Source organism: Mariniflexile maritimum, from assembly GCF_009746565.1.
GTDB lineage: Bacteria > Bacteroidota > Bacteroidia > Flavobacteriales > Flavobacteriaceae > Mariniflexile > Mariniflexile maritimum.
Genome location: NZ_WRPN01000015.1, coordinates 28,993 through 54,426 on the forward strand (window position 1 = coordinate 28,993; position 25,434 = coordinate 54,426).

Sequence of the window (25,434 nt, forward strand, 5' to 3'; positions counted from 1 at the left end):
TGGTAAAAATCAATACACTTAAAATATGCTACTTTATGGCATTAATTTGCTAAGGTAATTTTTATGGTGTTTATTGACAAGCTTATTGCCGACAACTTAATGCTGTCCTGAGGCGTATCAAATACTTTAGAATCTAGTACCGCACCGTTATTTGTTTCGCTCGTAACAGTAACGGTATATCCGGTTATTTTTTTATTGCCGCTGGCACCTTTAACCGTTATTGAAATATCTTTTGACTTGGTATTATAATTTGAAAAATGCGCATAAACGGTATTTTCATTTTTTTTCCTGAATGCTATGAGTTCGGTTTTTGGGTCTTTATCAAGGGTAAAACCAATAACATGCGATAATGGCGGTTGTGCCGAAGTTAACGCTTTAAACGCATAATAATGTTTATAGGGCGTTGCTTGCAACGCCTTGTCCGGAATACTTAACAAGCCGCCTGGGTACACCTCGACATTGGGGTAATTGTTTTCAAAGTACCACCAAGAACTTACGCCATTATTAACCGCTGTGTTAAATAAATTTGATAACGACAAGGCAGCCTTAAGATCTCTACTGGCAAAAACGGCATCCAAATTTAAGGCATCGCCCTTTAAAGCATGTGTTTCAGATTGGTAAATGGGTTTGCCTTCGGCTTTTGCTACAATGGTTTTAAATAAATCTGGATTGCCCCCATTAATATATTGGTGCGTCGCAATAATATCAATGCTTTTCCACACATCGGGGTGGTTAGTTTTAAAATAGTCCATATACTCAATGCAGCCATTTGGTGAAATGGTACTAGGCCCCATAATTAATGGAACTTTCATGTTGAGTGTATTCTTTACAGGGTCGTTCAACATGGCTTTAAACTTTGGTACGGCATATTTAAAAACGCGGGCAGCACCTTCCATGGTATTACCGTTAAGCCCGTAATGTTGCTTTCTAAAGCCGGTATTCAAATCGGGCTCATTTACTACATTAAAAATTTCAACGGAAACGCCACGTTCGTAAAATCCTTTAAATAATTCAAAAAACCAGTTGGCCAACTTGTCGTATATCAGGGGGTCGTCCGTATTTAAGGCTTGAAATTTTTCGCCGTTCACCACAATTTCACGCATAACATCTTTGGGAAATTTTTGTCCTACCAGCGAAAATTCCAATTCGGGCCTATAAACTTTGGCTGCCTTTATATAATTGGCCCTTCTATCAAAATAAGCAGGATCGTCACTGGGGTAAATTTCAATGTAATCTTGAAAATACTTCATATTGGTGTCTTTAGCCAGTAATTGAATGGCCTGATCTTGCACTGCAGGACTGGTGCTGTAATGATTGTTCATATACAAACCAATGGACACACCACCACCTATAAATTGTTGTTTATAATCTTCTGCATTTAAAACAATATTTTGGGCTTTTGTGCTGGGTTCGGGCGTAGTTGGTGTATCTGATGCTGAATCATCCCCACTGCAACCCATAATAAGTAAGAAGGAGAAAAATAATAAACTCGTGCTGCGATTTCTTGTTTTCATAATTTATTTATTTAATTTGAAAAATAAGTTTTGCTATTTGTTAATCGTTTTGTTTTTGTTGAAAACTCCAACTATCTTCCCAGAACATGGGGATTATGGTGCCGTCTTCATTAAACTGTAACGGACTGCTCCAGTATTGATAGTCTTGCCCTTTGATATTATCAGAAGCAGACCCCCACAAATCGCCAACCCAAATAAATTGGTCGCCTTTTTCGGTTCGTAATTTGGTTACATAACTTTGCTGTGCGGGAATGATGGGTTTTGAAGGCGTATCTTTTCCTGTTATATAGAACACCGCATCTTTTGGATTTAGAGGAACATCGTTTTTGGAAAATGCAATTTCGTTCAGGTATAAATCAGAATTTGCATCATTCCCAACTGTTGGCACAATTTTAATGCGATGCGCTTTTATCTCATCAAAAGTTAAATTAATTTCCTGCAGTAAAGCCGTTTTATCAGTCGTTGTAGTTTTTAATGCTACAGGTTCCCAAGCATTAAAAGCCCATTTGTAAACTAAAAACGTAGGGGTTGCAATTTCAGGGTGCACCCGTGGGTTTTCAACATTCCCGCAATTTTCGGGTCGGTTTCCCGTAAACTGATAAACGGTTACTTTGTTGATTGATTTTGCTTCTTTAAATTGAACCTCAACCGCATTTATGGTGCCTTCGTTATTCTTTAAAACTTCATAAGTAGTGCCCCGTTTAATGCCATTATTTAATATGAAGGAAGGCGTTCCTGGATGCCTATTGATGTTGTTGGTAAAAGTATAACCACTTAATGGATTATTGGAAATATATACCCGAGCACCAGAACCATAATTACAAAAACAACAGGTATAATCGGTTAACAGATAGTACTTCCCATTTTTTTTGAACTGAGTACCAGCTTCCATGTGTTCTGCTATGATGCCGCCGTTTTCCATGGTTGAAGCGGTGTAGTTCTTGTTTAATTTTTCAACAGAAACTTGATGGTTTTGTATGGTGTTATAGCTTAAATAGCAGGTGTCATCATCATCAACAAATAATCCGAAATCGCCCAACCCAACATCCGAACGAAACATCTTCACATCGCTATTCACAATTTTAAACGGCCCTTCAGGATTTTCACTGGTGGCTACTCCAAACTGGCCGTTCCAAAGCTTGGGGTACCAATTATACCAGAGCACGTACAATTTTGTTTTTTTATTATAAACCACATGAGGCCGGTAATAAACACCTTCCGGCTGATTGGGCAGCAACAAGCCTTCTTTTTTCCAAACGTTTAAATCTTTGGAACTGTAACAAACATACTGGTTTTTTGTAGTAAAGCCGTTGGTATTGCCATAACTGGTGCCGTACCAATAATAGGTGTCGCCAAATTGAATGAGCCTGCCATCGTGCGCATCAACAATATGGCCATTGGTATCTAAACGGGGCGACACATTGTTTATGGTTATTTGTTGTGAAAACATAACAGTCACCGAACAAAGAAAACCAACAATCAATACCTGATATTTTTTGGATACAATTTTGTTTTTCATAGTATTTATTTTTGGGTTTTTATTATTTCCCTCCCACATAATTCGGGTTGGGTTCTGGAAATTTTGCATTCATTTTATGAAGCATGTTGTTCATTTTCAATTTCATTTCTTGAAGCTTTTCAAGGTTGGTTTCGGCAAGGTTGAATGTTTCGGCCATATCGTTTCGTACATTATAAAGTTCGTAACTATCGGTTTCATAAAAATGTAAAATCTTCCAATCACCTTCACGAAATGCCGATGCGGGTTTACCGTGTTGCGGACTGTAATGCGGTAAATGCCATAATAAACCCCTTTGCGCCAATGCTTTTCCATTAAAAACGGGCATTAAACTTAATCCATCGTTTGTTTTTCCTTGGGCACCAGTAACATCCACAAACGTGTTGAACAAATCTTGGGCAATAACGGGGGTTTCATTCACTTGGTTTGGCTTTATTTTACGTGGCCATTTAACAATAAAAGGCTCTCGAATACCGCCTTCATACAAATAGCCTTTTCCATCGCGAAGCACACCATTATCGGTAGGTGGTGTGTGTTTTGCAAATGCGGGCACCTCTTGAACGGACAATCCGCCATTATCTGAAGTGAAAACGACCAATGTGTTTTCCTCTAGCCCCAACGCTTTCAATGTTTTAATGATGCGTCCCACGTTTTGGTCAATCGATTCTACCATGGCAGCATAATGGATGTTTGGCATAATGGTTTCATCGTCATTCCCACGTTTTTTTCTATATTTTTCAACCAAAACATCCTTTCCCTCAATAGGAACGTGCGGTGAGTAGAAATTTAAGCTCAAAAAGAAAGGCCCGTTTTGTTGTTTAGTAATGAATTCGATGGCTTTATTGGTTAAAACATCGGTAAGATAATCGCCTTCCTTGGCATCATTTTGAATTTCCGGCTTTTCGCCCATAGGAAAAAACGGATAAAAGAAACTATTGGGCAACCCATTCCATGCGCCAGCAATATTCAAATCGTACCCTTGATGCTCGGGCGTAAATTTACCACCACCCAAATGCCATTTACCAATATGTGCCGAAATATAATTTTTTGTTTTAAGGACTTCCGGAATGGTAACAAACTCTAAATTTAACTGTTGGTTTACGGGTGGTGTTTGTAATTTTTGGTTAGGTCCCGCAGGTTGGTTGCCATGAATGTGCTCTGTAATATTAACGGCAATAGGATGTAAACCCGTAACCAAACTGGCTCTTGACGGACTACAAAGTGGTGCGGCAGCATACCCATCGGTAAAGCGGATGCCCTCTTTTGCCATTTGATCCAGATTTGGACTTTCTATGAATTGGTTACCGTAACAGCCCAAATCGAACCAACCCATATCATCGGCAACAATTAGAATAATGTTGGGCTGTGTGTGTTTTTCAAGATTTTGATTTGTAAGATTCTTACCGTTTTTACACCCAATGGTTATCAAACAATAAATTGCCAATAAAAAAATTGATTTTAAATTCATGTCTTTTAAATATGTGTTAATTACTTGTTTTAATACCCTTTATAAAATAATAACCATCCGTTAATTCTAGGGCATGAAAATTATTTGCCGTTAAATAATCTACATGTTTATTATTTACTAGAAGCGTATTGTAGCTTGATGGGATATATACCGTTGCTACCGTATTTGCAGGCACTTTTAATGCGATCTCATAATTATTGGTTGCATTAATATCTACTTCAATGGGTCCTTTAACAGATGGTACCGTAGCTTTAACGTGCTTTAAAAACCCTAAATTAGGTTTCACTTCAAAGGTGTTGTAAGCTGCGGAAGTTGGATAAACGCCAGCTACATATTGAGACAGCAGTGTAAGACCACCGCCACTCCATGCATGGTTGGTAGTGCCACCACCAAAACCTTCGACTCCTATGCCCCAACCTTCCCAAAGCGTTGAAAAATCGGGATGATTGACCATGGTAGAAAAACGCTCTTGCATCCGCTCTAAAGCATACTGGCTATAACCCATTTGGAATAAGGCTTCCAAAACATATTTTTCCATATAGGGACTGGCATGCTTCTCTTGTTGCAATACCTTGTAGATGGTCTCAAATTTAGTTGCATCTGCCAAACCAGAAACTACCGCCAACCCTTGCGAGCGGTCGTCTGTCTTTCCTTTGTATTCTGGTGAACGATAAGCGGTCCCGTTCCAAAATATTTTATTGAAATCTGCCTTAAACGTCTCCATTTTGGCTTTGGTTGCCGATGCTTTGTCTGCATAATTCAGCAACAAGGACATTCTATAAAAACTATCCAAGGCCATGTAATATTGGGTATTGAACAATAGTGGCATATCTTTGTTTTCGCCCCAATCGCCCCAAGTCCACCCCCCTTTTCGCAGTTCGAGAGTGCCATCAGCCTTTAATTGCCAAACGTTTAAATAGGCTTCTACCTTGCTATATATCTTTTCAATGGTTTCCTTATCGCCGGTATGCCAATAGTAGTTCCAGAAGCCGAAAGCACCAATACTTGAGAGCATTTGGGTGGGCAGTTCAGCATCCCAATTTCCTGCTGGTACTGGCGAAAAAATGGTGCCATCGGCACGTTGCCAATTCATAAGTTCGAGGATTCCTTTTTTTGTAAGTTCGTGTGAACTGGGCGATAGCGCATAAAATGCCTCACCACTTTCCAAAACCACATCGCCCCACCATTGGGCGCGTTCCCTATCGGGGCAATCCATATAGGTATCGCGCATGGTGATGTATAAGGTTCGCAACGATTTTTGCCATAGTAGGTTGTAAAAAGCTTCATTGCACTCAAAAAAACCTGAAAATTCGGTATTATAACCCGTCTCTCGGTATTTTAAATCCAGCACCTTCACGCCTTTGGGGATGGTATAATAAACTTCCTCCCCGTTCATCCAACCAAAACTTTCGTATTCTTGAATTCCAGATTTAGTGATGTATTCGGCACGCACGTTTGGCGGTCCGCCACCTCGATAATTGCTGGTGCGAATGTCTATAAGTTCCCCATTATTGGCTTCAACCTTTAGATAAGGTGTTATTTGAGCGTTGTAGGGCAATTTTAATTTTAAGGTGTCGCCTGTGGCATAAAAAGGGAATTTTGGAGCATTTTCATAAGCTTTTAAGCCAAAATCTTTCCATTGGGGGATATTTCTTTGCACCAAGGTATGCCACGGTGCTATAGGGGGGATTCCAAATTCTAAAGCATTGGGTTTTGAATCGTGATTAAAATTTAAACTGACAAAACTGAAATCGCCTTTTTGGGCATCAAATTTTATATTCGATTCCGGCAATCTGTAATTAGGAAAAGGGGGCTCTGTTTCGCCATAAGCGGGATGCAACCATGCTTTCCAGGTTTTATCGGAAAGGATGGTAACATTGTTTCCTTGGGCATCAAATATTAACCCTGCTTTTTTACTGCTTTTATGTGAAAAGCCTTCCTTACCGAAATACCACAGTAATATAGCTATAACATTTTTACCTTTTTTTAGGTGCTTCCCAATCTCTATGGTATCATAATAAGTATCTTGAGGCGTTGGCCCTCTTTTTAGGCCACCTTCAAAAACCACCATTTCGCCGTTTATCCAAAGCCAATATTTAGAATCGGCCGCAATTCTGGCGTACAAGGGTGCTTTGGGCAGGCTTTCAATAGATAGTTCCTTTCTAAAACCAATCCATGTGTTAACGGTATCAGTACCAACATCGGTGCCAATCCATTTTGCTTTCCAGGGGTAATTATTATCTAGTTTATTATTGTCCGCAAATTGAGTATTTGCGATAGCACCATGATTTTCACAGGAGGAAAAGCTAAAGAATAAAATGCAAATAAAATAGATAAATGGTTTCATATTAATGTTGTTAATCAGATTTACTTTTGTCAATTTTTAATAAATTTTTAAATATGTTAACCTTTTATATAATTAGGGTTAGGTATTGGGAATTTTGCGTTTAACTGCTTTAGCATTGATTGCATTTTTGTTTTGAGCTTATTTAATTTGTTGGTTTTTTTTTGCGCCAGATTGTGTGTTTCCGAGATGTCTCTTTTTAAATTGAATAACTCATAGTGATCATCTTCATAAGTGTAAACCAGTTTCCAATTCCCTTCACGGAATGCCGATGAAGGCTTGCTCCCTTGGTGGTTGTAATGCGGCAAGTGCCATAATACACCTCGTTTTTTAAGATGCTTACCCTCAAAAAGAGGAAGTAGGCTTACACCATCGGTAGTTTGTTCAAGGGCTGCTATATCCATAAAGGTATTATAAAAATCTTGCCCCATGACCACAGATGCATTTACAGCGCTTTTTTTAATTTTGGCAGGCCATTTAATAATCAATGGTTCCCGAATGCCTCCTTCATAAACAAACCCTTTACCTTCCCTTAGCGGCCCATTATTGGTGGGTGGCGTATGCTTAATAAACTCTGGAAGACTAGGAACGTGAAGCCCTCCATTATCGGATGTGAATAGGATAAGGGTGTTTTCAGACAAATTAAGTTCGTCCAATTTCTGCATGATGCGTCCCACGTTTTGGTCGATGGACTCAACCATGGCAGCATAATAAATATTGGGCATAATACTTTCATCGTCATTTCCGCGCTTCAATCTGTACTTTTCGATAAGTTCCTTTTTAGCTTCAATGGGAACGTGGGGAGCATAATAATTCAGACTTATAAAAAAAGTGCTGTCTTTTTGATTTTCAATATATTCTATAGCCTTAGACGTAAGCACATCGGTAAGATAATCACCTTCCTTTGAAATGGTTTGCAATTCTGGTTTTGAACCTTCTTCAAAGAAGGGATAAAAAAAGCTATTTGGCAATCCATTGTAGCCCCCTGCTATATTAACATCAAAACCGCGATGATGGGGGGCAAACTTACCACCACCCAAATGCCATTTGCCAAAGAATGCGGTCTTGTAATTTTTAGTCTTTAAAGCCTCTGCAATTGTTTTATGATGCAAATCCAACTGTTGTGATATTGGGGGAGTCATCAATTTTTCGGTTGGTTTGGGAGGTTGGTTGCCATGGATATGTTCGGTAATATTGGTGCGTATGGGATGCAAACCGGTTATTAAAGACGAACGGGATGCACTACAAAGCGGGGCCGACGCATAGGCATTGGTAAACCTAATGCCCTCGTTACCTAATTTGGTTAGGTTTGGCGACTCAATAAAACCATTTCCATAACTCTCTAAATCGTACCAGCCTAGATCATCTGCAACAATCATGATAATATTTGGTAAGGCGTTTTTGGTTTGATGCTGTTTTTGGCAAAACCCCTGTGATGACATTGCCAAAAAAACCAGAAATAATTTCAGCTTAGGGTTTAATAAATTATGGATAGAGATTTTCATTTATTTACTATTTTTTTATCAGTCTTAAATTATAGCTCCCAGAAGCAATCAAATACTTGTTAGGGTCTTGTTCACTTTGGATATGTTGTTTGTAATCGTTGGTGTTTTCCAATAAGTAGCCGTTGGGCAGGGTAAGTTGTGCCCTAGTGTTAACGGGTACATGAATATTGTACAAAGCTCCATCTGCTGTTTTTTTCCAATCACTTGCGATGGTTCCCAAAAGGGTGTTTTGAGAAGTTTTAACCCATTGAACATCCACTTCCAAACCTGGTTTTAATGTAATGATTGGTTCTTTTGTGAAATCTATCTTTACACCGCTAAGATGTTCAAACAACCAAAATCCGATATTCGTTGCAAAAGGATGATGATTGGTGCCATACCCTTTAGCATTTAGGTTTTCGCCCATAGTACTTCTTTCATCCTTTACAAAATGCATCCATCCGGGGCTTTCTTCTTGTGCCAATAAGCGGTACATTAGGTTTTTATAACCGTTTTCGGATAAAAATTGAATAAGGGGACGCACACCAATAAATCCAACCGATGTATGATAATTATTGGCTTCTATTGCTTCCAGAAGCCTTTCTTTTGCGCTAACTTGAAATTCAGTTGGAACCAACTTATAGTAAAGCGGTACCGATTGACCCGTTTGCGATTTTTTGTCGAACCAACCAGTTTCTTTATCAAGAAACCTTTCATTGAAAGATTTTTTAACTTCTTGTGCTAGATTAGAATAATACCGAGCATCCTCATGCTTGTTTAGCAAAGTAGCACATTGTGAGGTTATATCGCATAAATAATAAAGTCCTGCCGTTGAAGTAAGCGCGACCGAGGTTAACCCTGGGCCCCATCCGTTTTTATTATGCTCCAAATCCAGCCAATCACCTAAAGACCAATAAACAATATTGTTTTTAGCGGTTTTCAAAACAAAATTGGTATAATCTTTAATAGGTTTATAGGCGTTTTCAATAATAACGGTGTCTCCCGTACTTTCATAAAGTTCTTGGGCGACATAGGCGAGGGTTCCACCCCACCAAGGGTCGTCATATTGTATAATGGTATCTGTGTTTTTTTCGGTCTTTTCCAAAAAGCCCCATCCGTTTGTTGGTACAATGGGAGGTACATGTCCGTTATCTTCTTGAGATTCTATCAAATCTGAAAGATATTTTTTATAGGCATTAATCGCATCAAAATTGCACAGATACGATTCCATCGTGTTCATGCCCCCATCATAAGTCCATCCCATTTTCTCTCGAGTAGCCTCCTCTCCTGGCATGCCATGAACAGCATTAAGCAAGGTTCTTTTTATGGCACTATGAAGTTGATTTAATCGTTTATTGGAAGACTGAAAAGTGCTTGTTTCCTTTAAATCGGTATGGACGGATTTTGCCTCAATACTTTGTATGGCGTTAGTGGGAACACCTTCAATTTGAACATAACGAAAGCCATGATAGGTAAATCGTGGACTAAACATATCGGTTTCTGCTTTGCTTAAAATTAATTTTCCATGCTGAAACCTTCCAAAAGTATGGCTTGTACTATGTTTTAAATTAAGGGTGCCGTTTGAATTTAGCGCCTCATTGAAGTGAATATCAACAACCTTGCCCTCTGGTCCTTTAACAACAATATCGGCATAACCTGTTAGGTTTTCGCCAAAATCAAAAACAGTAATATTTTCTTTGGGGCTCCAAACACTATCTGGCAGTAAGGTTCTAACTTCTCGCATGGGTGGTATGTATTGAGCGCTTAGTTTCCCCACAGGCGCAGGTACTTCAATTGTACTTTGCCAAGTTGCATGGTTAAAATTAAGCGTATTCCACCCCGTAAAATCTATTCGTGCATCCACGGTTTCGCCCCCTCGTATGCTATTATAAACAATGGGGCCGTATGACCATTTCCACTCGGTATCTGTTACTATCGTTTCTTTAGCGCCACTTTCGTACTCCAATGCGATTTGGCACAAAAATTTTGGCGGTGTTTTCCAGTTTGCCTTTTCCATTTGGAAAAGATCGCGCTCTGAGTGATTGTAAAAACCATTGCCCAAAATGGCGGCTGCCATATTATCTTGGTTTGGGGTTAACAGAGCGGTTACATCATAGGCAAGGTATTTTACGTTTTTTTGATAATCGGTAAAAACCGGGTCTAAAACATGGTCGCCTACTTTTTTCCCATTTAAGTACAGCTCATAATAACCTAATCCGGTAACAAATGCCGTAGCATGTTTAATTTTTCCATGTACTTTGAAGGGCCTTCTTAAATAAACCGCAGCGGTGTCTTGCGCATTATAACCCCTTGATTTGTCGTATAGGGAAAAGGGCTCTCGTTTTGAACTGACTTCTTCATATTTATTAGAAATCCATTTAGCTTTCCAATCGTTTACGCCCATCAATCCGGTTTTCCAAAAAGCTATTTCACTATAAAGGGAAACAGCACCTTTTTCATCCCAGATTTTAACCTTCCAATAATAAAACGTGTTCGAGCTATTAGCATTTAAAGGCAATCTAATATTAAAGTTTTGATGGCTTTTAACTTTGCCAGTATCAAAAACATCGGCAACGTTTGCTTCTAAAAGTTCCTGGGAAGAAGCTATTAAAATTTGATAAGCCGATTGGTATTTTCCGTTTTCTTCAGAAAAAAGTTTCCAACCCATCAACGGACTTGTTTTATCAACACCTATGGGGTTACTAATGTACTCCACAGTTAATTCCTTAACTATTATGGAAGATTTAGAAACATTTGATGCTGCTGAACTAAAACCGATAATGAAGAGAAAGGCTATAAAAATGTAAACTCTATATGGTATCATTGTTATATCTTTAAGTTGATGTGGGTGAATGGTTAAGTTAAATTATAACTGCGCCAAATGTTATGAAACGCTTTAAAATTAAGCCCCAACAAAAGTAATTATGCGTAAAAAATGCGTAAAAGCATACGCGCCTTTAAAAAAAGGATACGTTGAAGATGGTTTTTATTTTAGCTTAAAGTCAGCTAATTTTTAATATTAAAATAAAGCCGCCCCCTTTTTTGAGACGGCTTTACAACAAACTAAACTAAAACAAACTATCTATTCCCAACCGGGGTTCTGTGCATAGCCATATTGATCCACTTGATTGAATGGAATGGCCAAAAGTGTTCTAATATTTTCATATTCCAAGCCATTGGTAAGGTGTGGTTTTAAAGCCCTTTCCTTAATACCATGTGCTTTCATTACCTGAACCGCTTCGCCACGTCTTACTAAATCGAACCAACGGTGGTTTTCAAAGGCCAATTCCAGCCTTCGTTCAATGGCTATTTTTTGTAGCGCTTCCACTTTATTGGCGGCAGTTACAGGTGCAACCAAACCTGTTCTGGGACGGATTTCGTTGTTGATGATGTTAATGCCCAATTGGTAATCATTGCCTTCAGCCAAACATTCGGCAAGCATCAATCGTGCATCGGCATAACGGAACATAGGGAAATTCACATTTTGTTGTCCAGGTGCCAATGGCGCATAATTGTACTTGTTAACATACGCTTGACCTCTATTATAGGCAATATTAACAGCGGCGCGCGCATCGCCAACTGGGTATAAGTCTATAATATCTTTAGTAGGTTGGTTTAAACCTGCCCTACTGTTTGCCGAGGTAAAAATAAGAATGTCCTTGCCACTGGTAAAGGGTACGAATTGACCAAGAAAATTGGAGGCCTGACCACTAGCATAATCAAACTGAATCTCGAAAACAGATTCTTTATGGTTTTTATTAGCAGGGTCGAACACTTGCTTATAATTGGAAAGTATTTGATAACCCAAACTTTCCATAGCGCGTAAATGCGGAATAGCTTCAGAATAACGCCCAATGGTCATTAAAATTTTTGCTTGTAACATTAAGGCCGCTCCTTTGGTAGCACGCCCTTTATCTGCTGCAGGCCATGCGGCGGGCAAATAGTCGATGGCCTTTTGGTTGTCCACTAAAATCGCCTCATAAACTTGATTTACGGGTATTCTTGAAGTGAACTCTTCACGGAAGGCATCATCAACACTAGAGGCCACAAGCTTGTGGAAAGGAATATCGCCAAAAGATCGCGCTAAATTTAGATAAAAATACGACCTGAAGAATAAGGCTTCACCGATTCTTGCATTTTTTAACGCATCATTATCAAACGTTACATTGTCGATATTATTAAGAACAAGATTACAGTCCAGCACACCGCCATACCAGCCACTCCAGTAACCGCTAATATTTCCATTATCGGAGTTCATGGTAAATTCGTCAATTTCTTCGGTTGAAGCACCACCTCTATCGGCATTGTTCCGTTGATACGATGTGTTATCAGACCTAAATTCACCAAAACGCCACTGGCCATTATTTAGGCTTCGGTTGGTATTGTATATAGCGTTTACCCCTTCAGTAATTTGCTTTTGACTTGTATAAAAAGACAAAGGCGTGTTACTATTAGAAGGTTTAATATCTAAAAACTCATCTGAATTACAACTTACTATGAAAATTGCAACGACTATTAACTTTATTTTATAAACTATTTTCATGATGTCAATTTTTTAAAAAGTTATATTTAAACCTAAAGTGAACGTAACCGAGTTAGGATAGCTACCCTCATTAACCCCTCGAACCAAATTATCGGTAGTTTTTTGAACCTCCGGACTTCCTAATTTATATTTAGAAAACAATATGGGGTTTTGTAAACTTCCGTATAAACGCATTGCAGAAATGGCGGCGTTTTTTAATTGTTTGCTATCAAAATTATAACCTAGGGTTATGTTTTTAATCCATAAATAATCTGCTGGCTTGATGTGGTACGAGTTTGGCGACCTCCAGAACCGTGTTGTGTTTTCCTTGGTAGTAGGAATGGTAATGGAGTTTAAAGGTGTTTCTTCCCTAGCCTTAATAATAGCGCCATTTGGCAGGTTGCCAGTAGCGGGTATGATAATATCGTTAGGTACCCCTGGGCGATAACGATCGGTCAATACATCTCTATCCACATTAAATTGTCCATCCAAATTGTGCATTTGCTGGCTTCTTTGGTCGTAGATATCAAACCCTAAGGCGCCGTTAACCAATACGCTTAAATCAAAGTTTTTGTATGCAAAATTATGGCGCATACCAAAGGTTACATCTGGGTTTGGATCTCCAAGGTCCACATATTCAGCTTGACTAAAGTCGATTTTTCCATCGCCGTTGCCATCAAAAATCTTTGGAGAACCTACCACAGCTTGTGGATATTTTGGTACGGATGGGTCGGCCAAATCTTCTGTTGAATAAAAGCCTAGAACTTTGAAACCTCTAAAAAGACCTACAGGATCGCCTACCCGTATTACGGCAAATTGGGTGCCGTTACCTGCATTACCAATAAACATTTCATCGTCGCCAGATAAATTTAATATTTTATTTTTGTTAAAACTGGCATTGGCATTAAAGCTGTATTTAAAATCATCAGATTTTATCAAATCCCTTGAGGTTAGGTTAAATTCCCAACCTGTGTTTTGGATACTTCCCACATTGTTTATAATGCTTCCCAAACCGGTTGCAGTGGGTATGGGGGTGTTGCCTAAAAAGCCGTCGGAAGTAATATCATAATAATCAATTTCTAACGAAAACTTATTGAATAAACCTATATCAACACCAAAATTGTACTCTTTACTTTCTTCCCAAGTTAAATTATTGTTGGGCAATGCAACCAAGGCATATCCAGCAGCTTGCGTACCACCAAAAATATAGCCTGTTCTATTAATGTTACCCTGCGACGCGAAGTTGCCTATGCCGGCATCATTACCTGTTATCCCATAACCACCTTCAATTTTTAAATCGCTAATGGTGTTTTTTAGTGGTTCCCAGAATTTTTCTTCGGAAACCCTCCAAGCTCCGGAAAGGGCATAAAAATCGCCCCAACGCGACTGTGCGCTAAATTTAGAAGAGGCATCCCTTCGGTAAGAACCAGAAAGGTAATATTTGGAATCGTAATTATAGGATCCTCTACCCAAATAGCTTATACGGTTTATTTCATCGAAGCCATAACCACCGGTAAAGTTATTGATGTTGTCTGGGTTGGAGTTACCAGAAGAAGGGAATATAAAATCTTCATCTATAAAATTGGAAGCATTGATATTCACGTTTTCAGCTTTTCTTCTTTCTAACGAAGCAACAAACGTTGCTTCAATGTTGTGTACATCATTAAGCGTATTGCTGTATGTAAGTTGGTTATCCAGGGTAAAATTAACCGAATTGCTTGCCCCTGCACTTGAAGAACTGTTTGGCCTTCCTGTAATATCTGGGGTTAAGCCATCTAAGGGCAAGAATTTAGGTGTATAGTCGAAGGTGTTTCTGTCAATATAATTTACATAGGCCGAGGTTTTATAGCTTATGTTCTTGATGGGGGTCAATTCAACAAACGCTGCTATGTTGAAGGTATTGGATTTACTTTGGTCTTTACGTTTTAAGATTCTGGCAAGAGGGTTTGCTGTCCAATACATACCCGAGCCATTTGGAATGGGATTTCCATTAAAATCTTGTCTGGACAATAGCCCAAAAGTTGAAGGTGTTAAATTTCCAAATTGGTCATATACTGGGGCTGTTGGGTCCGCCCAATAACTGGCGTTTACAGAATTATAGGCACTATACCCATTTGAATTAGGATCGGTGTTACCACTGTTATTGGTTACAAAACTGGGGGCAATGTTAACGCCTGCCCTTAACCAATCGTTAATGTCGGCTTCCACGTTGGCACGTAAGGTTAGCCTTTTAACATCGGTGCCTATTACAACACCCTCTTGTTCTCTGTAGCCTCCTGAAATGTTATAGATTACTTTATCGGAACCGCCACTTGCAGAAAGAAAATAATCGGTTGTTAACGACGTGCGTGTAATTTCGTCAAACCAATCAGTGCCTTTGGCCAATTTTGGGTCGTTTTTAGCTTGCGCAATAAAGTTTTGGATGCGTGTATAATGCGCCTGTTCTAAACCGCCCCAACCGTTATTAAAAATATATCGGTCTTCCAAACGTTCTTTTTGAAATGTTGCCATTTCTAAGGTTGTGTGGCCTATCAAAATCTTGTGTCCAGCCAAATGAAGAATAAACATTGGCGCTAAATTGGGTTTTTCCTTTTTTTCCTTGTTTTGTTTTAACAATAATAACCCCGTTTGAAGCCCTATTACCATAAATGGCCTTTGCTCCAGCGTCTTTAAGTACCGAAACACTTTCAATATCGGCAGGGTTGATGTTGTTTAACAAATAATTATCGCCACTATTGGATACACTGGTTAACGGAATACCATCCACCACATACAATGGCGCGTTGTTACCCAAGGAGCCGATACCTCTAATTAATATTTGTGGCCCACTGGATGGGTTTCCTGTTTGCCTAAATTGCATACCCGAAGTTTGTCCCACCAACACTTGGTCAACCGAGGTTACCGGTAAATCTTTAATATCTTCTGAGGTAAGTTGGGTAACCGAGCCAATAAGGTCTCGCTTGCTACTGGTACCATAACCAATTACCACTACTTCGTCTAGCTGCGCTACATCTTCAGAAAGCATGACGTTTATAACCGACTGGTTGTTAATGGCCACTTCTTTGGTTATAAAACCAATAAAAGAGAACACCAGTGTTTTGGCGTCATCGGGCACGGTGATGGTGTAATTTCCATCAAAATCGGACGAAGTTCCAATAGCTGTACCTTTTAAAACAATGGTAACGCCTGGTAAAGGCACCCCATTGGCATCTGAAACAACACCTTTAATATCGCGCTTTACAACTTCTTTTTCAGGTTTCTTCTCGGTTACCTTTGGAATAACGCTTACAGATATGCTGTTGTTTATCTGTTTAAATTCTAAAAGATTTTCTTTTGATAAAATTTCGAGCACCGATAAAAGTGAAATGTCCTTGTTGTTGAAAGAGACCCTATCGGTTTTATTACTCACAGACTTATCGTAAACAAAACTAAAAGGCGTTTGTTTTTCAATAATTTTAAATACCTCAATTACCGTTGCCTTTTGCAAAGAAATTGATACTTTTGTTTTCTCTAAAGATTGACCATAAAAAGTTGTTGCTAAAAGAGGGTTTGCTAGCAAAAAAACAAACGCATAAATGGACATTCTTGTGATCATTTTAATAATGGGAATTTTAAAAAATTTCATAAATAAATGTTTAATGGTTATTTAATTTAGTTCTGTTAAACGCTTGGGCAGTCTGTTGTTACTCGGCAAAAGTTTACTTACAGGCTGCTTTTTTATTTGGTAGTGGTTTATGTCATAATTTTTTATAGTGTTTAATTAGTTATTACAGTTTCCTTTTAAAAGAATTTCCCTTTCGGAAATAAACTTGTACGACACGTTTTTCTTCACAAATACGATGTGTTCCAATATGGTTTGTAACCGTTCGTTTTTGAATATTCCCGTAAAGGTGCAGTTCGATAAATTTTTGTTATCAAATGTTATGGTAACATTGTACCATTTTTCGAGTTTTTTTACAGCATCTCCCAATGCTTCGTTTTCAAACCTTAGCACACCATCTTTCCATTCCAAATATTTTTTAACATCTACTTTTTGGGTGGTAATCTGTTTGCTTTGTTTGTTGAAAACCACCTGTTCTGAAGGGATCAACAGGGCATTTTTCCCTTCGGCATTAATGGTTACTTTACCCGTTGCGAGCGTTACTTTTATGTTTGTTTCGTCTTGGTAGGCTTCCACATTAAATGTTGTGCCCAAAACGGATGTTGTTAAGTTATTGGAAGTAATGATGAAAGGCTTATTTTTATCTTTTACAACATCAAAAAACGCTTCGCCTTCCAAGGTAACCGCCCTGAGCGTATCTGAGAACTTTTCGGGAAATGTTATTTTGCTTCCTGAATTCAATTTTACAACCGAGCCATCGGGAAGCGTAATACTTGCTTTTTGGCCCCAGCTTGTTTGCTTGGTACGGTAAGCTACGGTTGCCTTTTCGGTAGTGGCTTTATTAGTATGATACTGGTTTAGCCCTATGCCCATAGAGACCAATAGAATGATGGAAGCTGCAATTTTAAGCCAAATGAACTCTGTGGATTTTTTTTTGGTATTTTTATTTATGCTTTTGAAAAGTGCCTTTTTTAATTCATTTTTATCGTTTTCATTCTCAAAAGCCGTATTTTTAACCTTTAGTTCCGCAAACTGTTCAAGGTTTTCCAAATGCCTTAATTCCTCAGGGGTTGCAGTGCCATTAAGGTAGTTTTTAATTATGGTATCTATTTCTTTTCGTGTCATTTCCAATTGGCTTATAATATTATATAGCACGGAAAAGACATTGCACGTAAAAAAAATAAAAAATATTTAGAAAAAAAATGAAATAAGAAGCTGCTTATAGGAAGTTAAACAACAGAAAAAGAAGGATGGTATGCTTCTTTATTACTTTTAAAGCATTGGAAATATGTGTTTCAACCGTACGCTGCGATATATTTAGCTTGTCGGCTATTTCATTGTTTTTCAAGCCTTCAAAACGGCTCAATTGAAACACTTGCTTGCATTTTTTTGGCAATCCGTTTACTGTTGAAAAAATAATGGTTTCGGTATCTTTAAACTGGATATGCTCATCGGTTGTATTGACTGGAATTTGCGATTTGTAATTTTGCACAAATTCTTCAATAAGCTTATCCCTGTACTTTAATGTTCTAAATTGGTTATAAATTTTAAATCTTACGGCCCTAAACAAATATCCTTCAATATTTGTATTATCAATTTTTGTTCTGCGCTCCCAAACACTTATCCAAATTTCCTGAACCACATCCTTGGCTATATTTCTATCGCCTAAAATAGAAAACGCCTTAACATACATTTGCTCCCAAAACCTATCGTATAGCATGCTAAACGCCTTATGGTCTGCACGTTTTACACGTTCCATCAAAACCTCGCTAGATATGTTTAGAGCATCCTTCATGCAACAAACTTAGTTTTTTTTTATAAAATTAATAAAAATTTTAACTGCTATTGATTATTATGCAATCTATTAAATTTTTCAAACCTAGTAGTTGCACTTAATAACACCCTAAAAAAAACGGGGTCTAATGAAATAAAAATCAATCACTTCGTGAATGTTTCCAGAAATCATTTCAACTTTCAAAATGCCTTTTTCAGTTATCAACCAATGTTTTTACCCATCGTGCATTGGATAAAACCCTTATTAACAAGTACAGCAAACCGTTTGACATGGTATTTGTAAAAAAAAAGACCTTTTGAAAGTGCAAACCACATTTCAAAAGGTCTTTTTATACGATGGTAAATAGGCTAATGCTTATTTTCCGTTAAAAAACAGCATAACCCCTATAACAATAATAACCACTAAAATAGATACAGCAATATCTACCCAATTATAACTGTTTTTGTTGTTTATTTTTTCTTCTTCGGAAATCGTTCCAAACGTTAAGTTCAATACTTTTTCTTCTTGTGGAGCTTTAGACAATAAACTTACCACGATTGTTAATGCTATACAGAACAAAAAGAACCATGCGCCGAAAGTTAAGAAATTCATATCTCCTAATTTGAACAATACCCCGTTTACATTCAAAGAGCCTTTTACCAACTCTAAAACAATCCTGAAAGCAGCAACAATAAAGCCAACTATTAAGGTAATATAGGCACCTTGGGCATTGATGCGCTTATGGAATATACCTAATAAGAATACTGCTGTAATAGGCGGTGCAATATAGGACTGCACTTTTTGTAAATATTCATATAAAACTCCTGAAATATTTGCCATAATCGGAATCCAGATAATACCAATGATTACGACTATAACGGTAGCGATTTGACCTGTTTTTACCAATTTTTTTTCTGGGGTATTGGGCTTTAGTTTTTTATAAATATCAACCGTAAACAACGTTGAAACCGAGTTGAACACCGATGCTAATGAGCTCATTAAGGCGGCCAATAAACCTGCGGCTACCAAACCTCTTAATCCAGAAGGCAGTAAATTGCTCATTAAAACAGGAAATGCTTGATCGGGAGTATCATATTCCAACTCGCCACGCATTTTTAGGGTCAATGCAATTACGCCAGGTATCAAGAATAAAAATACCGGAAGTAGCTTTAATAAAGCTCCAAAAATAGTGCCTCTTCTTCCTTCTTTTATGTTCCTTGCGGTTAAGGTACGTTGCACTATGTATTGATCGGTACACCAATACCAAACCCCCACAATGGTACTCGTAATAAATAATGCTGGCCATGGAAAATCGGGGTCGGAAGCCGATCGCCACATATTCAGGTAGCTTGGTGTAACCGTTTCGGTCATACTTGCCCAACCGCCTACGTGCTGGATTCCAATTAAGGTTAGTGCCCCTGCTCCAACCACCAAAATGATGGCTTGGAGTGTTTCTGTATAAACAACGGCACGCATACCGCCTAAAACCGTATATAGCCCTGTAAGCAACACCGTAGCTATGGCACCGGTCCAGAAATCGATACCAAGTAATGCAGAAACCACAACACCACCGGCATAAATGGTTACCGAAATTTTAGTTAAAACATAGGCAATTATTGAAAATACGGAAAGTATCCATCGAGAACGCGCATCAAAACGTTTTTCTAAAAATTCAGGCATTGTAAACACCCCACTTCTGGCATAAAAGGGCAGGAACACCCAACCTAAGAGCAGTACAACCCAAGCCTGTATTTCATAAATAAGCATAGGCAATTTGTTTCCCGCACCAGCACCTGCTAAACCAACTACGTGCTCGGAACCGATATTTGAAGCGAAAATGGAAGCTCCTACTACAAACCATCCAACGTTTCTACCGGCTAAAAAATAATCTTCGGTGTTTGCCTGTTTTTTTCGTACTACCCAAATTACTATTCCTATTAATATTAGGAAATATAATCCGATTGATACCCAATCAAAAGTGTCTAGTGTTTTCATAGCTATTTTGTTGAAAATTTAAAGGAAGTTTTGGTTTTATAGGTTTCGCCCGGATTTAAAACCACCGACGGGAATTCTTTTTGGTTTGGGGAATCTGGATAATGCTGTGTTTCTAAACAAAAACCTGTTCTATATGCATACGTTCCACCTTGTTTGCTGGGTAAGGTGCCATCTAAAAAATTACCCGTGTATAATTGAATACCGGGCTCATCGGAGAAAACTTCCATAAATCTTCCGCTTGCTTTATCAAAAGCCGTTGCCGTTAAGCGGATTCCTTGATTTTGGTTGTTTAACACCCAACAATGGTCGTAACCCAATCCGTTTTTTAATTGGTCATTTTCAACATCAATGTCTTGCCCAATAGGTTTTGCCGTTCTGAAATCGAACGGTGTATTGGCTACTTCCTTTAATTCTCCTGTTGGAATTAAAGTTTTATCTACAGGAATGAATGCATCTGCATTGATCATGATTTCGTGATCCAGAATTGTTTTTGAAAAATCGCCCGAAAGGTTAAAATAGGAATGTTGGGTTAAGTTTACAATGGTTTTTTTATCGGTGGTAGATTCATAAAAAACTTCCAAAGCATTGTCTTCAGTCAAGGTATATGTTACAATGGTTTTTAAATTTCCGGGATAGCCCTCTTCCATATCTTTACTTAAATAAGATAATTTTAATGCGCCTTCATCATCCAAAACTTCGGCGCTCCAAACAACTTTATCAAAACCTTTTTCACCGCCGTGCAAATGGTTAGGGCCATTATTTGTTGCCAAGGTATATTCTGTTCCATCCAACGAAAATTTTCCTTTTGCAATTCTGTTGCCATACCTTCCTACTAAGGCCCCGAAATACGGACTGCTTTTTTCGTACTGTGCCAATGTGGGGTACCCCAAAACAACATCTTCAATTACGCCTGCTTTATTTGGCACTTTTAAGGAGGTAATAATTCCGCCATAAGTTATAATTTGTACCTCCATACCTTGTTGGTTCTTCAAGGTATAGCTATCAACTTGAACGCTGTCTGCGGTAACGCCAAAAGCTGCTTTTGAAATAGTTACCATTTTTTTTGATTGTGGCATTTCTTCTGAAGTGTTATCCCCTTTTTTTTCACCCTTACACTGAATATTAAAATAGGCAAAACTTAGTAAGGTCATACAATAGAAACTGCGTTTTAATACATTCATACCCGTTGGTTTTAGTTAGTTAATTACAAGCGATGCTGAAACATATTATAATAAGCTTCATTCGCATTGATTTTATCTTTAAAATCTCTTATTGACGTTTTATCATCAATTACAAGCAATTCAATACCAGCAATATCAGCAAAATCTTCCATAAATTCGGTAGTTATTGCTTGACTGTAAACGGTATGATGCGCACCGCCTGCCAAAATCCACGCGGTAGCTGCAACCTCTAAATTGGGTTTTGCATCCCAGAGCACTCTAGCTACGGGAAGTTTTGGCAAATTGGCCATGGGCTTAATGGCTTCCACTTCATTTACCAGCAATCGAAATCTGTTTCCAACATCTACCAATGAAACATTGATGGCCTTTCCAGAACCAACATTAAACACCAAACGTGCTGGGTCTTCTTTCCCGCCTATACCTAACGGATGGACTTCACAGGAAGGTTTTCCATCAGAAATGGATGGACATATTTCTAACATGTGGGAGCCCAGTACAAATGATTTTTCTGGAGTAAAGTGATAGGTGTAATCTTCCATAAAAGACGTACCACCTTCCAATCCATAGTTCATGACCTTTAACGCCCTTACCATGGCGGCCGTTTTCCAATCGCCCTCACCTCCAAAACCATAACCATCGGCCATTAAACGCTGTGTGGCAATGCCCGGTAATTGTTTTAGGTTTCCTAAATTCTCGAAAGTATCCGTAAATGCCTTAAAGCCTCCTTCCTCTAAAAAAGCCCTTAAACCAAGTTCAATTTTAGCAGCATCTACCAACGATTGTCTTTGCGCCCCCCCTTTTAATAAGGAAGGCGTTAAGCGATAGGAGGTTTCATACACCGCTAATAAATCGTTTAATTCCTTATCGGTAACCTTATGTAAGTGTTTTATAATATCTGAAGAATCGTAACCATTTACAGAGAATCCAAAACGAATTTGGGCTTCCACTTTATCGCCTTCGGTAACGGCAACTTCGCGCATATTGTCACCAATACGGGCTACTTTTAGGTTTTGAAGCTCGTCCCATCCTAAAACCACCCTTGACCAATTACCTATTTTTTTATGAACGTTTTCAGACTCCCAATGGCCAACTACTATTTTGCGTTTTATGCGCATTCTGGACATGATGAAGCCAAATTCCCTATCGCCATGGGCAGATTGGTTTAGGTTCATGAAGTCCATATCAATAGTTGCCCATGGAATTTCGGCATTGAATTGGGTGTGTAAATGGCAAATGGGCTTGTTTAAAATACTTAACCCACGAATCCACATTTTTGCTGGTGAAAACGTATGCATCCAGGTAATAATGCCGATACAATTTTTTTCGGCATTCGCTTCTTGGCAAACATTTGTAATTTCATCGGGCGTTTTAACGGTGGGCTTAAATACAATGCTTACAGGTATGTGTGATGATGCATTTAATCCTTTAACTATTTGTTGCGAATTTGATGCAACTTGCCTTAATGTTTCTTCCCCATATAAATGTTGGCTTCCGGTAACATACCAAATTTCCTTTTTAGCAATATCTATCATTTTAAAATGTGTTTTAAATTAATTATTGACCGTAATAGGAATTTTTTCCGTGTTTACGCTCGTAGTGTTTTTGTATTAACGACTCTTTTAATCGGGGTGCATTTGGATTAATTTGGCGCGTTAAATAAGCCATTTCCGCAATTACTTCCAGAACTTTGCTGTTATAGACCGCTTTGGCGGCATCCTTACCCCAGGTAAAGGGTCCGTGGTTACCAATTAATACCATTTCAACCTCTTGGTGCGACAGGCTCTTTTCTTGAAAACATTCAATAATTTGAATTCCTGTATTATGCTCGTAATTCCCTTTTATCAAGGCATCGGACATTGGTGGCGCACAGGGTATGTCAGCCGTTAAATGATCGGCATGGGTAGTGCCAAAAATTGGAATGTCCAATTGAGATTGTGCCCAAGAAACCGAATACTTGGCATGAGTGTGGGCTATTCCACCAATATCATCCCAGTTTTTGTATAAATAGGCATGTGTTTTGGTATCGGATGAAGGCCGTAAAGTTCCTTCAACAATATTATTGTCGAAATCTACAATCACCATATCCTCTGGTTTTAAATCTTCATAAGGAACGCCGCTTGGCTTGATGGCAAAAACCCCGTTTTTTCTATCAACGGCACTTACATTTCCAAAGGTATAGACTACCAATCCTAATGCGTTTAACTGCATGTTGGCCTGGTAACATTCGTTTTTTAAATCTTTATAAATTGTCATTTTAAATAGTTTTCATGGTGTAATCTTCCATAATCAAGGCCAGTTCACCATACTTTTTATATATTTTTTGATACTCTGGAACATTTACGGCAATTGGTTCGTACACATTTTCAAAAGGACTGCCCATAACATTCATGGCCTCAAAAGTATTTGGGTATGTTTTCGAGGCAACAGCTCCAAAAATGGCGGCTCCTAATGCACAAGCTTGTTGCGATTTTACTATTTTAATGGGCATGTTTAGAACATCGGCCATCATTTGCATAATGAAAGGCGATTTTTGGGCAATGCCCCCAATTGCAATAATACCTTTTATTGGAATGCCCTCGTTTATAAACCGATCTACAATTTTTTTGGCACCAAAACAAGAGGCTTCCACCAAGGCTCTAAATACTTTTGGCGATGTACTACCCAAATTAATGCCTGCAATAACGCCTTTTAAATTTTGGTTAGCATCGGGCGTTCTTCGTCCATTCATCCAATCCAAGGCCAATTCTCCTGATGCCCCAATAGGCTCTTTTGAAGCCGCTTCACTAAGCTGTGGGATTAAATTTTTTAATGCCTCCTCTATCACCTTTTCTTTTGTGGCATCATCTAAGATTTTTGTTGAACCAATTAACTCTTTAAGTGGCCATGCGAGCAAACGCTCGTACCAGGCATAAATATCACCAAAGGCCGATTGCCCTGCTTCCAGACCCAGCATATCGGGAATTACAGAACCGTTTACTTGTCCGCAAATGCCTTTAACTAAATGTTCGTCTTTATTATTTGGAGCGACCAAAATATCGCAGGTTGAAGTTCCCATGATTTTGGTTAAAAAGTAGGGTTGAATATTAACCCCTACTGCCCCCATGTGGGCATCAAAAGCACCCACGGCAACCACCACATTTGTAGATAAGCCCAGTTTTTTTGCCCATGCCTCGGATAGATTTCCTGCCGAAACATCGGAAGTAAAGGTTTCATCAAATAAGCGATTTTTTAATCCATCCAAAATGGGGTCTAAGGCTACAAAGAAATCGTTTGGCGGTAACCCACCAAATGATTCATGCCATAACGCTTTGTGGCCAGCGGCACATCGGCTTCGTTTCATTTGAGAAACATCGGATCCGCCCGTTAATAAAAAAGGCACCCAATCACAATGTTCAACCCAAGAGTAAGCATGGTTTAAAACATCTTTATCGGTTCTTGACACATGCAATATTTTTGACCAAAACCATTCTGACGAATAAATTCCGCCTTCAAATTGAGAATAATCTATGTCCCACTCTTTGCATAATTGATTAATTTCAGCTGCTTCTTTAATGCCCGTATGGTCTTTCCATAGCACAAACATGGCGTTTGGGTTTTCCTCAAAACCTTTTAATAAAGCCAATGGAGTTCCTGTTCTATCAACCGCTACCGGCGTTGACCCCGTGGTATCAACCCCAATGCCTACAATGGCATCAGCAACATTTTTAGATACCTGGGCCAATACTGCTTGAATAGTGTTTTCAATTCCTTCAATATAATCCAATGGATGCTGCCTGAATTGGTTTTTGGAAGGTTCACAATACCTTCCTTCCTTCCATCGTGCATAATAATGAACAGCGGTTGCCAATTCTTCACCCGTAGCGGTATTAACCAATAAAGCCCTTACCGAATCGGAACCAAAATCCATCCCTATTGCGTATTTTTCCATTTACTTTTGTACTGAATTTAATTTTAATAAATAATAAGTGTATAATTTACAATTGTAAACTAACGACAAAAAAATAACATGGACAAATTTTTTTATAAATAAATGTA

At 38.5% G+C, this 25,434-nt stretch carries 16 protein-coding genes; all 16 read right to left on the bottom strand.

What is annotated here, in order from left to right; all coding sequences use genetic code 11:
* Positions 1–41 precede the first annotated feature (41 nt).
* Entirely contained in the window at positions 42–1,514 is a 1,473-nt protein-coding gene (locus GQO80_RS14900) for a glycoside hydrolase (protein WP_157209159.1), read from the bottom strand.
* A 40-nt stretch (positions 1,515–1,554) separates the two neighbouring features.
* Complete coding sequence (locus tag GQO80_RS14905) at positions 1,555–3,033, bottom strand: family 43 glycosylhydrolase (protein WP_198037795.1); 1,479 nt, start codon at positions 3,031–3,033, stop codon at positions 1,555–1,557.
* 22 nt (positions 3,034–3,055) lie between these two features.
* Positions 3,056–4,498: a sulfatase gene (locus GQO80_RS14910; RefSeq protein ID WP_157209161.1), complete on the bottom strand. Its 1,443-nt coding sequence runs from the start codon at positions 4,496–4,498 to the stop codon at positions 3,056–3,058.
* Between the two features lie 16 nt (positions 4,499–4,514).
* Positions 4,515–6,845, bottom strand: coding sequence for an alpha-L-rhamnosidase-related protein (locus tag GQO80_RS14915; protein WP_157209162.1), 2,331 nt, complete (start codon positions 6,843–6,845; stop codon positions 4,515–4,517).
* A gap of 56 nt (positions 6,846–6,901) precedes the next feature.
* Positions 6,902–8,347: a sulfatase gene (locus GQO80_RS14920; RefSeq protein ID WP_157209163.1), complete on the bottom strand. Its 1,446-nt coding sequence runs from the start codon at positions 8,345–8,347 to the stop codon at positions 6,902–6,904.
* Positions 8,348–8,354: 7 nt separating this feature from the next.
* Positions 8,355–11,150, bottom strand: a complete 2,796-nt coding sequence (locus GQO80_RS14925; RefSeq protein WP_157209164.1) for a family 78 glycoside hydrolase catalytic domain — start codon at positions 11,148–11,150, stop codon at positions 8,355–8,357.
* 258 nt (positions 11,151–11,408) lie between these two features.
* A complete protein-coding gene (locus GQO80_RS14930) occupies positions 11,409–12,869 on the bottom strand; it encodes a RagB/SusD family nutrient uptake outer membrane protein (protein ID WP_157209165.1) in 1,461 nt (486 codons plus the stop codon).
* Between the two features lie 12 nt (positions 12,870–12,881).
* Positions 12,882–15,359, bottom strand: coding sequence for a SusC/RagA family TonB-linked outer membrane protein (locus tag GQO80_RS14935; protein WP_198037796.1), 2,478 nt, complete (start codon positions 15,357–15,359; stop codon positions 12,882–12,884).
* Positions 15,313–16,473: a TonB-dependent receptor plug domain-containing protein gene (locus tag GQO80_RS14940; protein ID WP_157209167.1), complete on the bottom strand. Its 1,161-nt coding sequence runs from the start codon at positions 16,471–16,473 to the stop codon at positions 15,313–15,315. Before GQO80_RS14940 ends, GQO80_RS14935 begins: the two co-directional genes overlap by 47 nt.
* Before the next feature lie 135 nt (positions 16,474–16,608).
* Positions 16,609–17,574: a FecR family protein gene (locus tag GQO80_RS14945; RefSeq protein ID WP_157209168.1), complete on the bottom strand. Its 966-nt coding sequence runs from the start codon at positions 17,572–17,574 to the stop codon at positions 16,609–16,611.
* Between the two features lie 94 nt (positions 17,575–17,668).
* Complete coding sequence (locus GQO80_RS14950; protein ID WP_157209169.1) at positions 17,669–18,244, bottom strand: RNA polymerase sigma-70 factor; 576 nt, start codon at positions 18,242–18,244, stop codon at positions 17,669–17,671.
* A gap of 354 nt (positions 18,245–18,598) precedes the next feature.
* Entirely contained in the window at positions 18,599–20,218 is a 1,620-nt protein-coding gene (locus tag GQO80_RS14955) for a sodium:solute symporter (RefSeq protein ID WP_157209170.1), read from the bottom strand.
* A gap of 2 nt (positions 20,219–20,220) precedes the next feature.
* Complete coding sequence (locus GQO80_RS14960) at positions 20,221–21,399, bottom strand: aldose epimerase family protein (RefSeq protein WP_157209171.1); 1,179 nt, start codon at positions 21,397–21,399, stop codon at positions 20,221–20,223.
* Positions 21,400–21,422: 23 nt separating this feature from the next.
* Entirely contained in the window at positions 21,423–22,931 is a 1,509-nt protein-coding gene (gene araA, locus GQO80_RS14965; protein WP_157209172.1) for an L-arabinose isomerase, read from the bottom strand.
* 22 nt (positions 22,932–22,953) lie between these two features.
* The gene (locus tag GQO80_RS14970; protein ID WP_157209173.1) at positions 22,954–23,652 is read right to left on the bottom strand and encodes an L-ribulose-5-phosphate 4-epimerase; all 699 of its coding nucleotides are present in this window, start codon (positions 23,650–23,652) and stop codon (positions 22,954–22,956) included.
* 1 nt (position 23,653) lies between these two features.
* Positions 23,654–25,327, bottom strand: coding sequence for a ribulokinase (locus GQO80_RS14975; protein WP_157209174.1), 1,674 nt, complete (start codon positions 25,325–25,327; stop codon positions 23,654–23,656).
* Positions 25,328–25,434 lie beyond the last annotated feature (107 nt).